The following is a 13493-nucleotide window of genomic DNA, read 5'->3' as shown; positions in this document are numbered from 1 at the left end:
AGGGCGTCAGGATGATTGTGACCTGTCCGGCGCTGGCGTGCACCTGGGCGGTTGCCAGCGTCGGTCGTGTCAGTCGGGTGCGGATATCGCGCGGCCGTGCCAGGTGAAGGCGACCGCCCAATGCGGCTGGGTGCGGGCATCGAAGCGTGCCCACAGCTCGGCGAAGGTGAGTCCGTGAGTGGGGTGGCGGTGATCCGGCAGCAGCTCCGCCAGCGGATGCAGCACGAAGGCGTAGCGCTCGATGTCCGCCCGCGGCAGGGTGGTGTCGCCGTGGCGCCCGCAGGCCTCGCCCCATAGCAGCAGGTCGATGTCCAGGGTGCGCGCGACCTGCTTGGTGGGGCCGGCGGGGCGGCCGTGGGCCTGCTCGATCGCCTTGCAGCGGGCGTTGAGCGCGGCGGGCGCAAGGTCGGTATCGAACGCTACCACCAGGTTGTAGAAGTCGCGCGGGTCGCTGAAGCCCACCGGCGGACTCTCGAACACCCGCGAGACGCGCAGCGTCGCCGGGGCGGCGAGGGCCGCCAGTGCATCCAGAGCGCCGACCAGGTGACGCTCACGTTCGATGCTGCTGCCGAGTCCGAGTACCGCCAGCGGCATCAGCCGGCCTCGCGCTCGATGCGCACGCCCACCGCGCGCGCGCTGGCGACGGCGCCGGGCTTGCGCACGGTCAGGCGCAGACGGCGCACGCCGAACTCGGCGATCACCAGCTGCGCCACGCGCTCGGCAAAGGTCTCGACCAGGCCATGGGCATGGTCGGCGGCATAGGCGGTGAGGCGCTCGCAGATGGCGGCGTAGTCCAGGGTGTGGGTGAGGTCGTCGTCGCGCGCCGCGGCGCGGATGTCGGTGGCGAGTTCGAGGTCGAGCTCCAGTGACTGCTGTACGTGGCGTTCCCACTCGTAGACGCCGATGACGGTCTCGACGCGCAGCCCTTCGATCAGTACTTGATCCATCTTGATTGGGTCCATCCTGATTGAGTCCACCCAGGTTCGGTACACATCCGGTTGATTCGCGCCACGCGCTGCGCTCGCGAGCGTCGATTGTACGTCATGAGAGTGGCAGAATCAGGGCTCGCGTCGTCCGCGACCCATGCCGATCGTCCACTGCCGGAGGGCGGATGCCGTCATCCACGCTCATCACCATCGCGCTGGCTTCAGCCGGCTATCTCAGCGGCTCGCTGCTGGGGGCGATCTGGGTCTGCCGGCTGTGGGGCCTGGGCGACCCGCGCCGGGCCGGCTCCGGCAACCCGGGGTTCTCCAACGTGCTGCGCGCCTTCGGCTGGCGCCCGGCGCTGGCGACCTTGGTGATCGACGCGGGCAAGGGCATGCCGGTGCTGTGGCTGGCCGGCAGCGCGTCGCTGTCGGTGTGGGCGCAGGGGTTGGTGGGGCTGAGCGTGCTGCTGGGGCACAGCTGCCCGCTGTGGCATCGCGGGCGCGGGGGCAAGGCGGTGGCCAGCGCCTTTGGCGTGCTGTTGATGCTGGCCACCCCGGTCGCCCTGATCTGCGCGGTGTGCTGGTTCCTGCTCGCCTGGCGGGTGCGCACCGCGGCGGTGGCCTCGCTGGCCACGGCGCTGAGCGCGCCGCTGCTGAGTTACTGGCTGGTGCCACCGATGAGCGGGGTGATCTGTGTGTTCTCGACCCTGGTGCTCATCCGCCACGCCTTCAATATCCGGACCTGGCGCGAGCACCGACGCGAGACCGTCGCGCCGGCGCTGGCCGACCCGCTGGACGAGGAGGATGCGCTCGAAGATCGGCGTGACGTCGGCACGGAGAGGCAGCGTCTCGATAGCGACTAGCGTGGCTCTGTACGAACACTACCTGCGCTCGCTGACTTTTCTTGCAAACCCTAGCGTGGGCCGGCGACAGCCGACAGACTCAGGGCTGCGGCGGCGTGAGCTCGGCCAGCGGCCAGCGCGGCCGCGGCTGCGGGGTATCACTGCGCTCGCCCGCCAGCAGGCGCTGGGCGCCAGCGTAGGCGATCATCGCGCCGTTGTCGGTGCAGAAGCGTCCGCGCGGGTAGTAGGCGCGGGCGCCGCGCTTGGCCAGGGCCTGGTCCAGGGTCGCGCGCAGCCGGCGGTTGGCGCTGACCCCGCCTGCCACCACCAGACGCTGGCGTCCGCTCGCTTCCAGCGCGCGGCGGCACTTGATCACCAGGGTGTCGACCACCGCATCCTCGAAGGCGCGGGCGACATCGGCGCGCGCCTGGGCATCCAGCGCCGCCTGCTGTTCCAGGCTGCGCAGCGCGGTCAGAGTGTGGGTCTTGAGCCCGGAGAAACTGAAATCGAGACCCGGGCGGTCGGTCATCGGGCGTGGGAAGTGGAACCGGCTGCTGTCGCCCTGCTCGGCCAGGGCCGCCACCTGGGGGCCGCCGGGGTAGGGCAGGTCGAGCATCTTGGCGACCTTGTCGAAGGCCTCGCCGGCGGCGTCGTCGACCGACTCGCCGAGCAGGCGGTAGTCGCCCAGCCCGCGCACGTCGACCAGCTGGGTGTGGCCACCGGAGACCAGCAGCGCCACGAACGGGAACTCCGGCGCCTCCGGCTCCAGCATCGGCGCCAGCAGATGCCCCTCCATATGGTGCACGCCGAGGATCGGTACCGCGAGCGCCCGGGCCATGCCGTGGGCGGTGCAGGCGCCGACCATCAGCGCGCCGACCAGCCCCGGGCCGGCGGTATAGGCGATGGCGTCGATGTCGCGCTTCTCCAGGCCGGCATCGGCCAGCACCTGATCGATCAGTGGCAGCAGCTTGCGGGTGTGGTCGCGGGAGGCGAGCTCCGGCACCACGCCGCCGAACTCCGCGTGCAGCGCGACCTGGCTGTAGAGCGTATCCGCCAGCAGGCCCTGCTCGCTGTCGTAGAGGGCCACGCCGGTTTCGTCACAGGAGGTTTCGATGCCCAGCACGCGCATGGTCGAAGGTTCCGTCGCTAATCAAAAGGGGGAGGGGAATGACAAGGCGCACTATACTACGCGCTGGCGATGGGCTTTGCATGGTCTCCACGGATGGCCTTCAAGGATGGTCTCCCCGGCACGGAGTCCGTGGCAGGGCCCGCCTGACGCCTGCCGGACAGCGCAGCGGCCAGGAAAAGTCGTTTGCAAAGCGTGAAGGCCGGCACTAGAATACGCTGCTCTGCAGGACTGGGTCGTGCGCTCTAACGCCCCTCGAGCGGTCGTCGAACCGGATTTTTCGGTGCGATACCGCGCAAGAGGCGGATCCGGGATTGCGACGCGGCACGCCCTCAGGGTGAGCCGTAGCGCCGTCTGAATCCCCTCGGATCATCATGGGCGTGCGTTCAAACCGAACTCAATTCCCAAGGTAGGTGAGTGCTTAATGCCTTCTGTCAAAGTACGTGATAACGAGCCGTTCGACGTCGCGCTGCGTCGCTTCAAACGTTCCTGCGAAAAAGCCGGAATCCTGTCTGAAGTCCGCCGTCGCGAAACTTACGAAAAGCCCACTTCCGTGCGCAAGCGTAAAGCTGCCGCGGCCGTGAAGCGTCACGCCAAGAAGCTCCAGCGTGAGCGTAAGCGTTTCGAACGCTTGTATTGATCCGTACTGGGGGTGACGTGAGTCACTCCAGAGGGATAGCCCAAACGGCCGCCGCCTCGGTGGCCGTTTGTTTTTGTTCCTCGCCCCCGGAGGGTGTCTACCCAGCCGGCGGCCGCAAGACGCGGCCCACGCGCAGCGTCGTCCGCTGCGTAGACCCTCTCTCCTCGACTGTCCCATTCCCGAGACAGTGGCCGTCGGCGCCGGGCGCCCGCGGCCGGCGCAACGAGAGCGTTTGACGCCATGGCCGGACAGATTTCACAGCGCTTCATCGATGACCTGCTGGCGCGGACCGATATCGTCGACGTCGTCTCCGAGCGCGTGCAGCTCAAGAAGAGCGGGCGCAACCACAGCGGTCTCTGCCCCTTCCATCAGGAGAACTCGCCCTCCTTCACGGTCAGCCATGACAAGCAGTTCTACCACTGCTTCGGCTGCGGCGCGCACGGTAACGCCCTGCGTTTTCTGATGGAGTACGACAACCTGCGCTTCCCCGAGGCGGTGGAGCAGCTGGCCGGTCGTGCCGGCATGCAGGTGGAGCGCGAGGGCGGCGATGACCCGGGCGCGGCCAAGCGCCAGCAGAAGCGCGAAGAGGGCGTCAATCTGCTCGAGCTCGCCTCGCGCTTCTTCCGCGAGCGGCTGGCGCTGGGGCAGGGCAAGACGGCGCGCGCCTATCTCGAGCGGCGCGGCCTGAGCCAGGAGGTGATCCGCGACTTCGGCATCGGCTACGCCGAGGACGAGTGGGAAGCACTCAAGCGCTATCTGAGTGCCCAGGGCATCAGCGAGGCGGTGCAGGTCGAGTACGGCCTGCTGGTCCATCGTGAGGAGACCGGACGCACCTACGACCGCTTTCGCGATCGGGTGATGTTCCCGATCCGCGACTGGAAAGGCCGCACCATCGCCTTCGGCGGACGCGTGCTGGGCGATGCCAAGCCCAAGTATCTCAACTCGCCGGAGACGCCGGTCTTCCACAAGGGGCGCGAGCTCTACGGGCTCTTCGAAGCGCGTCAGGCCAATCGCCAGCTCTCCCGGGTGCTGGTGGTCGAGGGCTACATGGACGTGGTGGCGCTGGCCCAGTTCGGCATTCGTAATGCCTGCGCCACCCTGGGCACCGCGCTCACCGCGGACCATCTGCAGCGGCTGTTCCGGCTGGTCGACGAGGTGGTGTTCTGCTTCGACGGTGACAACGCCGGGCGTCAGGCGGCGCGGCGCTCGTTGACCACGGCGCTGCCGTCGATGATCGATGGCCGCCAGGTGCGCTTCCTGTTTCTGCCCGAGGGCGAGGACCCGGATACCCTGGTGCGCCAGGAGGGGCGCGAGGCGTTCGAGAATCGCGTCACCTGCGCCAGTCCGCTGTCCGAGTTCCTGTTCGAGCAGGCTGCAGAGGGCCACGATCTCAAGCAGGTCGAGGGGCGTGAGCGTTTCGTCAGCGCCGTGCTGGAAGCGTTGAAGCAGCTGCCCGACGGGGTGTTGAAGTCGCTGCTGCTCAAGGAACTCTCGTCGCGCAGCGGTATCGAAACCTCGCAGTTCAGCGACTGGCTGGCGACCCATGCGCCGCCCGTGCCGCGGCCGACGGCGGAGGCCGGCGACGACGGGTTCGAGGCGATGATGGCGACCTCCGGCGAGGTCGAGTCGGCGCCCATGGCCGAATATGGCGCTGGGCCCGGGTATGGAGAAAGCCGCGCCGGCACCGGCGGCCCCCGACGCGGGCTGGCGGCGGCGCGTAGCGGAACTGCTACGCTGTCCCTGAGCTGGCCGGCGCGTATCGTGCAGCTGCTGCTGCACGAGCCGGGGCTGGCCGAGACGCTGCCGGAGCGTCTCGACTGGTGCTCCGAGGCGGAGCCCGACGGGCGTCTATGCCGCGAGGTGGTCAAGTTGCTGCGGGCCGGTCGCTACCGCAGCCCGCAGGTGCTGCTGGCGCATTTCCACGGCACCCCCGAAGGGGAGCGGTTGGATCAGCTGGCGCGGCGCGAGATGGCGATTCCGCGCGAGGTCAGGGCCAGCGAGCTGGCCAACTGGGTGCGCCATCTCGAGCGCCAGAGCGAGCGCCTGACGCCGGCCCAGGAGTATCAGCAGCTGCTGGCGAAGAGTCGCCAGCCCGGCGCGCTGAGCGCCGAGGAGAAGCAGCGTCTGCGCGAGCTGATCGGCATGCTCGCCGCCGGCGGCTCGGCATGACGGGATCGGCATGGCCCGATGGGCGTGACAAGGGGGTATGCCTGCCGGGCGGCCTCATCCGTGCGTCGGCGCATGCGACAGGTTATATCGATAGGTCTATAAATCGAGATGACTATAAATTGAGAGAGACAGGTCGATATAGCAGGCAGGTCGCGCCCACGGGCAGCAACGATAAAGCACACAGAATAGAATACGACAGGGAAGCGTGAAGAACCGCGGCAGGAGCCTCGAAGCGGTTGAAATGGCGGCGAAAGCCTCCAAATAGGGTAACCAAACACACTAGCACACCTGGCAGACAAGGCAAACAGATACTGGCAGCAAAATGCCGGTACGCGCTATACTAGCAGGCTTTTGGGGCGTCGCGCTGTCACCCCAGGTGCTTCATTCTTCTTCGTCGAGTAGGGTTTCTATGGCTGGACACGCACAGCAGTCACGTTTGAAGGAGCTGATCGCACGCGGCAAGGAGCAGGGCTTCCTGACCTATGCCGAGGTCAACGATCACCTCCCCGAAGATATCGCCGATCCCGATCAGGTGGAAGACATCATCTCCATGATCAATGACATGGGGATCAACGTCGTCGAGGAAGCGCCTGACGAAGACACCCTCATGATGTCCGACAACTCCACCGACGAGTCGGCGGCGGAGGAAGCGGTCGCGGCCCTGGCGGCGGTGGAGAGCGATGTCGGACGGACCACCGACCCGGTGCGCATGTACATGCGCGAGATGGGGACGGTGGAACTGCTGACGCGGGAAGGCGAGATCGAGATCGCCAAGCGCATCGAGGAGGGCCTGCGCGAAGTGATGTCGTCGCTGGCCTATCTGCCGGGCGCGGTCGACTCCATCCTTGCCGCCTACGATCAGACCCAGGACGAGGAGGCCCCGGGCCGCCTCTCCGATCTCTTCTCCGGTTTCATCGACCCCGACGAGGGCATCCCCGGCGTCGCCGAGGTCGAGATGCCGGAAGTGGAAGAGAGCAGCCTCGCCGCGAGTGACGACGACGACGAGGACGATGAAGACAAAGAAGACGAAGAAGACAGCGACGACAACTCCAGCGAAGGCGGCCCCGATCCCGAAGAGGCTCGCGTACGCTTCGAGCAGATCCGCCAGCAGAACGAGGCCGCCAAGGCGGCGGTGGCCAAGCACGGCTTCGATGCCGATGTGGCCAAGGCCGAGCTGGCGCGTCTGGCCGAGCTGTTCTCGCCGATCAAGCTCTCGCCCAAGCATTTCGAGCGCCTGGTAGGCCAGGTGCGCATCAGCGTGGAGCAGGTGCGCGAGCAGGAAAAGGCGATCATGCAGGTGTTCGTCAAGCAGGGTAAGGTGCCGCGCAAGACGTTCATCAGCGCCTTCCTCGGCAATGAAGCCAGCGATGCCTGGTTCGACGAGTTCGTGGCCAAGCACGCCAAGTATGCCGATCGGCTCACGCCGTTCCGTGGCGATGTTCAGCGCGCCCAGCGCAAGATCGGCTTCGAGGAGGAGATGGTCCAGCTGCAGGTGAGCCAGCTCAAGGAGGTCAATCGTCGCCTCTCGATCGGCGAGGCCAAGGCTCGCCGGGCCAAGAAGGAGATGGTCGAGGCCAACCTGCGTCTGGTCATCTCGATCGCCAAGAAGTACACCAACCGCGGGCTGCAGTTCCTGGACCTGATCCAGGAGGGCAACATCGGCCTGATGAAGGCGGTGGACAAGTTCGAATATCGCCGCGGCTACAAGTTCTCGACCTACGCCACCTGGTGGATTCGTCAGGCAATCACCCGCTCGATCGCCGATCAGGCGCGCACCATCCGTATCCCGGTGCACATGATCGAGACGATCAACAAGCTCAACCGGGTCTCGCGCCAGATGCTCCAGGAGATGGGCCGCGAGCCGACGCCGGAAGAGCTGGGCGAGCGTCTGGAGATGCCGGAAGACAAGGTGCGCAAGGTGCTCAAGATCGCCAAGGAGCCGATCTCCATGGAGACTCCGATCGGTGACGACGAGGACTCGCACCTGGGCGACTTCATCGAGGACAGTACCATGGTGCTGCCGATCGACTCCGCCACCGGCGAAGGCCTGATCGAAGCCACCCGCAACGTGCTCGGTGGGCTCACCGCGCGCGAGGCCAAGGTGCTGCGCATGCGCTTCGGCATCGACATGAATACCGACCATACTCTGGAAGAGGTCGGCAAGCAGTTCGACGTCACCCGTGAGCGTATCCGCCAGATCGAAGCCAAGGCGCTGCGCAAGCTGCGTCATCCGTCGCGCTCCGAGCCGCTGCGCTCGTTCCTCGACGAGTAATACCCGGGCTGCGTGCCCCCTCGACGACCCCGGCAGCCCAGCGCTGCCGGGGTTTTTTCGTTGGCGCGGCGCGCGGTCATGCTCGTACCACGCGTCGCGCTGACAGACCGCACTGGCGTGAACCCGATGCCCACACGAGCCGCATGAAAAAGCCGCTGCGCGGGGCAGCGGCAAACGATCGTGCAGTGGGCGCGTCCGCTCCCGGAACCGGTGTCGCTCAGAAGTCGTAGCGCACCAGCAGATCGGTCTCGTCGTGGCCGGTATGGCCGTCGTCGGCCCGGCGCGAGTCGTCGAACTTGCGCTCGACGGCGAGGATCAGGTTGTCGTCGAACAGCAGCCAGGCCGCGCCGGCGAGATAGAAGGCGCTGCGCGCGTCGGAGTCGCGATCCTCGAGGCGGTTGAAACCGGTGTAGAGCTGCACCGTGCCGGGGACCTGCTGCTTGACGTTGTAGAGCGCCACGCCCTCGTAGCCGCGGGCCTCGTCGACGATGCCGTCGCTGTTGGTGACACCCTTGAACTCACCGTCGCGAACCAGGTTGTGGTATTCGCCGGCTGTCAGCGCGAAATACCAGTTGCCCGGAGTCCAGCGCGCCGCGAGCAGGCCGGCGTCGACGTTCTCGTCGCGGTCGCTGCCGCCTTGGAGCTCGCCGTCGATCTCGCTGTGGGTATAGGTCAGACCGAACGCCCAGTCGTCGCTCGGCTGATAGACCGCGGCACCCTGGGCGGTGTACTTGCGCTCAAGGTCGACCAGATTGCCGCTGTAGCCCACCGAGCGGGGCACGTCGTTGCGCGAGGTCTGGTAGAGCACCCCCAGGGTCCAGTCGCCAAAGCGGTTCTGATAGGAAATGGCGTTGTCGGGGCGGCCGTTGCCGTCGAAGCCGCCGTCGCTGGAGGCGCCGTTGAAGCTGCCCTGGGCGGTGGCGCCGTTGTACCAGAACCAGTCGGTCCAGTAGGCGACCATGTCGTACCACAGCGAATACTGCTTCCCGATCAGGATGGTGCCGTAGTCATCGTTGCTGACACCGGCATAGAGCAGGCGCTTGTAGTGGTTGTCGGTGCCATCCTCGAAGAAGGGGTCGAAGGCCCACTCGGCGCGGGCGATCGACGACCAGCCATCAGCGAAGTTGTGTTCGTGGATCAGGCGTACGCGCGAACCGGCGTTGGTCGGGTCGTGGTCGTCGTGGGTATCGTCGACGAAGCTGCTGCCGGCGGCGATACGCCCGCTGAAGGTGAGCTTGTCCTGCGCTGTCTCGTAGAGCGTCAGGGCGAGGGCCGAGTGGCTGGCCAGCAGCGTGCCGGTGGCGACGAGGCTCGCCAGGAGAGTCTTGTTGTACATGGTGAAGCGTTACCTATTTATTATTGAAGGAAAAAATGGGTTCTCAAATGGCAGGGGGCGGATCAGGGCGACTCGGTGGCCTGGCTGTCGAGGAACTCTTCGAGCGATAGCTGACGATCGCCGTCGCGGTCGGCGGTGCCGAAGGCGCCCATCAGATCGGCGTCCGAGCGCGCCTCGCTCGGATCGATGACGCCGTCACCGTTCTTGTCGAGTTGATGAAATTGCGCGACCAGCGCCGGCGGCGCGCTGCCTTCCAGCTTGGCGCGCTCGAAGCTGCCGGCGCCGTCGCCGAAGGGCAGGGTGTTCTGGCAGCCCGCCAGTGCCACCAGGATGGCGGCGCTCAAAAGACCTTGTGTGGTGGTCATGGATGTCTCCCTTGAAGGAGTGGATGAAGGGGTAAAACCCCGTTTTTCGGCCGCAGTTGTCCGTGGCGCCTGCCACAGGGCAAGCGCGGCCAAGTCGTTGTCAGGTGTCTGGGATCGATTAGATCCGGTGCGAACCGTGGTTTATTGTCAGCGTGTCTCTCCCGGGTCGAACGGCGGCGCCTATCCGATGGCGCCGCCGCTGACGCTCTGCGTCATCTCAGGCCGCGTCGTCGTCGAGGAAGGCGGCCTTGATCAGTGCCTGGGTGTAGGCCTCGCGGGGGGCGGAGAAGAGCTGCTCCGTCGGGCCCTGCTCGATCACTTGCCCCTCCTTCATCACCAGCACGTCGTCGGAGAGTGCGCGCACCACCGAGAGGTCGTGGCTGATGAACAGGTAGGTGAGGCCGTACTTTTGCTGCAGATTGCGCAGCAGGTCGATCACCCGTACCTGCACCGAGCGGTCCAGCGCCGAGGTCGGCTCGTCCAGCAGCAGGAGTTCGGGCTTGAGGATCAGCGCGCGGGCAATGGCGATGCGCTGGCGCTGGCCGCCGGAGAACTCGTGGGGGTAGCGATTGCGCATTCCCGGGTCGAGGGCGACCTCCTCGAGGGCGGCGATCACTTCGGCCTCGCGCTGGCGGCGGTTCATCTCCGGGTGGTGCACCTTGAGCCCTTCGCTGATGATGTCGCCGACGGTCATGCGCGGCGACAGCGAGCCGAAGGGGTCCTGGAAGACCACCTGGAGGCGCGAGCGCAGCGGACGCATCCCAGACTTGTCCAGCGCCGAGAGGTCGGTCTCGCCGAGGTGGATATCGCCCTCGGACTTGAGCAGCCGCAGTAGTGCCCGGCCCAGGGTCGACTTGCCCGAGCCGGACTCGCCGACGATGCCCAGGGTCTCGCCGCGGCGGATGCTGAGGTCGATGCCGCGCACCGCTTCGAAGTAGTCGCTCTTGCCGAACAGGCGCTTCTTGAGCGCGAAGCGCACCTTGAGGTCGCGCGCGCTCAACAGCACCGGCGAATCTGCCGGGGCGGGCGTCTTGCGCCCGCGCGGGATGGCGTCGAGCAGCATGCGCGTGTAGTCGTGGCTCGGGGCGTCGAACACCGCCTGGGTGGGGCCGCTCTCGACCACCTCGCCGTAGCGCATCACGCACACCTTGTCGGCGAAGTGGCGCACGATGCTCAGATCGTGGGTGATGAACAGGATCGCCATGCCGTACCGGGCCTGCAGCGACTTGAGCAGGTCCAGAATCTGCGCCTGGACCGTCACGTCGAGGGCGGTGGTCGGCTCGTCGGCGATCAGCAGGCGCGGTTCGCAGGCCAGCGCCATGGCAATCATCACGCGCTGGCGCTGGCCGCCGGAGAGCTCGTAGGGGTAGCTGTCGATGCGCCGCTCGGGTTCGGGAATGCCGACCTGCTCGAGCAGGTCGAGCACGCGGCGGCGCTTGGCGCTGCCGTGCAGGCCCTTGTGTTTGGTCAGCACCTCGCCGATCTGGCGCCCGACCCGGTGCAGCGGGTTGAGCGAGGTCATCGGCTCCTGAAAGATCATCGAGATGTCGTTGCCGCGGATGCGGCGCATGCGCCGGGGCGTGACCGCGAGCAGATCCTCGCCGTCGAAGCGGATCGCGCCCTGGGTCTGGGCCAGCTCCGGCAGCAGGCGCAGGGTGGCGGTCGAGGTGACCGACTTGCCCGAGCCCGATTCGCCCACCAGCGCCAGGGTCTCGCCCTCGGCGATGCGCAAGCTGACCTCCTTGACCGCCGTCACCGCGCCGGTGGGGAGTTGGAAGGTCACGCTGAGCTTGTCGATTTCCAGTAGTGATTGCGTCATCGGATCGTCCTCAGCGGGTCTTGGGGTCGAGGGCATCCCGCAGCCCATCGCCCAGGAAGTTGAGACAGAACAGCGTGGCCGCGAGGAAGAACGACGGCACCAGCAGCATCCACGGGGCGCTCTCCATCATGTCGACGCCTTCGGAGATCAGTACCCCCCAGCTGGTCAGCGGCTCCTGCACGCCGAGCCCCAGAAACGACAGGAAGCTCTCGAGCAGGATCACCTTGGGCACGGTCAACGTGACGTAGACGATCACCGGGCCGATGGCGTTGGGGATGAGGTGGCGGGTGACGATCTTGCTGTCGCGTACGCCCAGCGCATGCGCCGCCTCGATGAACTCGCGGCGCTTCAGGGCCAGGGTCTGGCCGCGCACGATGCGCGCCATGTCGAGCCACTCCACTGCGCCGATGGCGGCGTAGATCAGGAAGATATTGCGGCCGAAAACCACCATCAGCAGGATCACCAGGAACATGAACGGCAGCGAGTACATGATGTCGACGAAGCGCATCATCAGGCTGTCGACCCGCCCGCCGAGATAGCCGGAGATGGCGCCGTAGAGCACCCCGATCACCAGGCTGACGAACGAGGCCACCAGCGCCACCGAGAGCGAGACACGACCGCCGTAGAGCACCCGGGTCAAGAGGTCGCGGCCGTTGGCGTCGGTGCCCAGGTAGTGAGCGTTCTCCAGCGTCGGGCCGGTGCCGAAGGCGTTCCAGTCGACCTCGGCCAGGCCCCAGGGCAGGAACCAGGGGCCAGCGACGCACACCACCACGATGGCGATCAGCAGGCCGAGGCTGGCCATCGCCGCGCGGTTCTGGGTCAGCCGGCGCCAGGCATCCTTGGCCAGGCTTTCGCCCACCGGGGCGTCTGCGGCGCGCGGGTCGGGCGTGGGGTCCGGGCCCGGCGGCGGGTTGGGGCCGCCAGCGGGCAGCGGGGCGGCGTTGTCTTGCGCGCCGCTATAGGGCTTGGCGTCGGATGTCATTAGCGGCCTCCCTGTGGTTGTGGTGATGGGGTGGGCGTGAAGGGTCGGTTGTGACGTACAGGGGCATGAGTCAGTCGTCGTAACGAATTTGCGGGTCGAGCGCGGAATAGAGCAGATCGACGATCAGGTTCATCAGCACGATCAGCACGCCGTAGAAGACCACGGTGCCCATCACCAGGGTGTAGTCGCGGTTGAGCGCCCCCTGCACGAAGTAGCGGCCGATGCCGGGGATGCCGAAGATCTGCTCGATCACCACCGAGCCGGTGATGATCCCGGCGATCGCCGGGCCGAGGTAGGAGACCACCGGCAGCATCGCCGGGCGGATGGCGTGGCGCCAGATCACCTCGCGTTCGGAGAGCCCCTTGGCGCGGGCAGTGCGGATGAAGTGGCTGCCCAGGGTCTCGATCATGCTGGCGCGCATCATGCGGGCGATGTAGGCGATCTGCTGGATCGACAGCGCCACCACCGGCAGCACCAGGTTGGGCCAGGCGCCGCCGTTCCAGCCGCCGGCCGGCAGCCACGCCAGCAGCACGCCGAAGACCAGGGCGAAGATCGGCGCGATGACGAAATTGGGCACCGCAATGCCGGTCAGCGCCGTGCCCATCACCAGGTAGTCGACGGTGGAGTTGCGCCTGATCGCCGCGGCGATCCCCAGCGGCAGGCCGATCATCAAGGCCAGCAGGATCGCCAGCCCGCCGATCTCCAGGCTCACCGGGAAGCCCTGCATGATCAGCTCGGTGACGCTGAAGTCCTTGTACTTGAACGAGGGGCCGAAATCGCCTTCGAGCAGATTGCCCATGTAGCGCAGATACTGCATCGGCAGCGGCTCGTCGAGGTGGTAGGCCGCCTTGAGGTTGGCCTCGATCTCCGGCGGCAGCTGGCGCTCGCCGTCGAACGGCCCGCCCGGGGCCACCCGCATCAGGAAGAACGAGATGGTGATCACGATCAGCAGCGTGGGGATCGCCATCAGCAGCCGCTTGAGGGTGTAACTCAACATACCGGTGCACCTCGCGGCG

Annotated in this window: 12 protein-coding genes; 4 read left to right on the top strand and 8 right to left on the bottom strand. The window is 66.8% G+C overall.

Annotated features, from left to right (window positions below; translation table 11 throughout):
• Positions 1 to 69: 69 nt before the first annotated feature.
• Positions 70 to 594: a 2-amino-4-hydroxy-6-hydroxymethyldihydropteridine diphosphokinase gene (gene folK / locus ABV408_RS16285; RefSeq protein ID WP_353979933.1), complete on the bottom strand. Its 525-nt coding sequence runs from the start codon at positions 592 to 594 to the stop codon at positions 70 to 72.
• Positions 594 to 947: a dihydroneopterin aldolase gene (gene folB / locus ABV408_RS16280; RefSeq protein WP_353979931.1), complete on the bottom strand. Its 354-nt coding sequence runs from the start codon at positions 945 to 947 to the stop codon at positions 594 to 596. The genes folK and folB overlap by 1 nt, the downstream gene beginning before the upstream one ends.
• A gap of 164 nt (positions 948 to 1111) precedes the next feature.
• Here folB and ABV408_RS16275 point away from each other — a divergent pair, with 164 nt between their 5' ends.
• The gene (locus ABV408_RS16275) at positions 1112 to 1789 is read left to right on the top strand and encodes a glycerol-3-phosphate acyltransferase (protein ID WP_353979930.1); all 678 of its coding nucleotides are present in this window, start codon (positions 1112 to 1114) and stop codon (positions 1787 to 1789) included.
• A gap of 79 nt (positions 1790 to 1868) precedes the next feature.
• Here the strand turns inward: ABV408_RS16275 and tsaD are convergent, their stop codons facing one another.
• Positions 1869 to 2897, bottom strand: a complete 1029-nt coding sequence (gene tsaD / locus ABV408_RS16270; RefSeq protein WP_353979929.1) for a tRNA (adenosine(37)-N6)-threonylcarbamoyltransferase complex transferase subunit TsaD — start codon at positions 2895 to 2897, stop codon at positions 1869 to 1871.
• Positions 2898 to 3318: 421 nt separating this feature from the next.
• Here tsaD and rpsU point away from each other — a divergent pair, with 421 nt between their 5' ends.
• The 3 genes from rpsU to rpoD all read left to right on the top strand — a co-directional run bounded on the left by rpsU (position 3319) and on the right by rpoD (position 7975).
• The gene (gene rpsU / locus ABV408_RS16265; protein ID WP_081919436.1) at positions 3319 to 3534 is read left to right on the top strand and encodes a 30S ribosomal protein S21; all 216 of its coding nucleotides are present in this window, start codon (positions 3319 to 3321) and stop codon (positions 3532 to 3534) included.
• A 240-nt stretch (positions 3535 to 3774) separates the two neighbouring features.
• Entirely contained in the window at positions 3775 to 5703 is a 1929-nt protein-coding gene (dnaG, locus tag ABV408_RS16260; protein WP_353979928.1) for a DNA primase, read from the top strand.
• Between the two features lie 409 nt (positions 5704 to 6112).
• Positions 6113 to 7975: an RNA polymerase sigma factor RpoD gene (gene rpoD, locus ABV408_RS16255; RefSeq protein WP_353979927.1), complete on the top strand. Its 1863-nt coding sequence runs from the start codon at positions 6113 to 6115 to the stop codon at positions 7973 to 7975.
• 217 nt (positions 7976 to 8192) lie between these two features.
• On the opposite strand, the gene ABV408_RS16250 is transcribed toward rpoD, so the two are convergent.
• From ABV408_RS16250 to oppB, 5 genes are all read right to left on the bottom strand, one after another.
• Positions 8193 to 9311, bottom strand: coding sequence for a porin (locus ABV408_RS16250; RefSeq protein WP_353979926.1), 1119 nt, complete (start codon positions 9309 to 9311; stop codon positions 8193 to 8195).
• A 62-nt stretch (positions 9312 to 9373) separates the two neighbouring features.
• A complete protein-coding gene (locus ABV408_RS16245; RefSeq protein WP_353979925.1) occupies positions 9374 to 9676 on the bottom strand; it encodes a hypothetical protein in 303 nt (100 codons plus the stop codon).
• A gap of 217 nt (positions 9677 to 9893) precedes the next feature.
• Positions 9894 to 11495: an ABC transporter ATP-binding protein gene (locus tag ABV408_RS16240; protein ID WP_353979924.1), complete on the bottom strand. Its 1602-nt coding sequence runs from the start codon at positions 11493 to 11495 to the stop codon at positions 9894 to 9896.
• Between the two features lie 10 nt (positions 11496 to 11505).
• The gene (locus ABV408_RS16235) at positions 11506 to 12477 is read right to left on the bottom strand and encodes an ABC transporter permease subunit (protein ID WP_353979923.1); all 972 of its coding nucleotides are present in this window, start codon (positions 12475 to 12477) and stop codon (positions 11506 to 11508) included.
• 70 nt (positions 12478 to 12547) lie between these two features.
• Positions 12548 to 13474, bottom strand: coding sequence for an oligopeptide ABC transporter permease OppB (gene oppB, locus ABV408_RS16230; protein ID WP_285950529.1), 927 nt, complete (start codon positions 13472 to 13474; stop codon positions 12548 to 12550).
• Positions 13475 to 13493: the final 19 nt, after the last annotated feature.

It is taken from the genome of Salinicola endophyticus, from assembly GCF_040536835.1.
GTDB classification, from domain to species: Bacteria; Pseudomonadota; Gammaproteobacteria; order Pseudomonadales; family Halomonadaceae; genus Salinicola; species Salinicola endophyticus_A.
The sequence above is the reverse complement of the archived record's forward strand: the minus strand, read 5'-3'. Positions and strand labels throughout refer to the sequence as shown.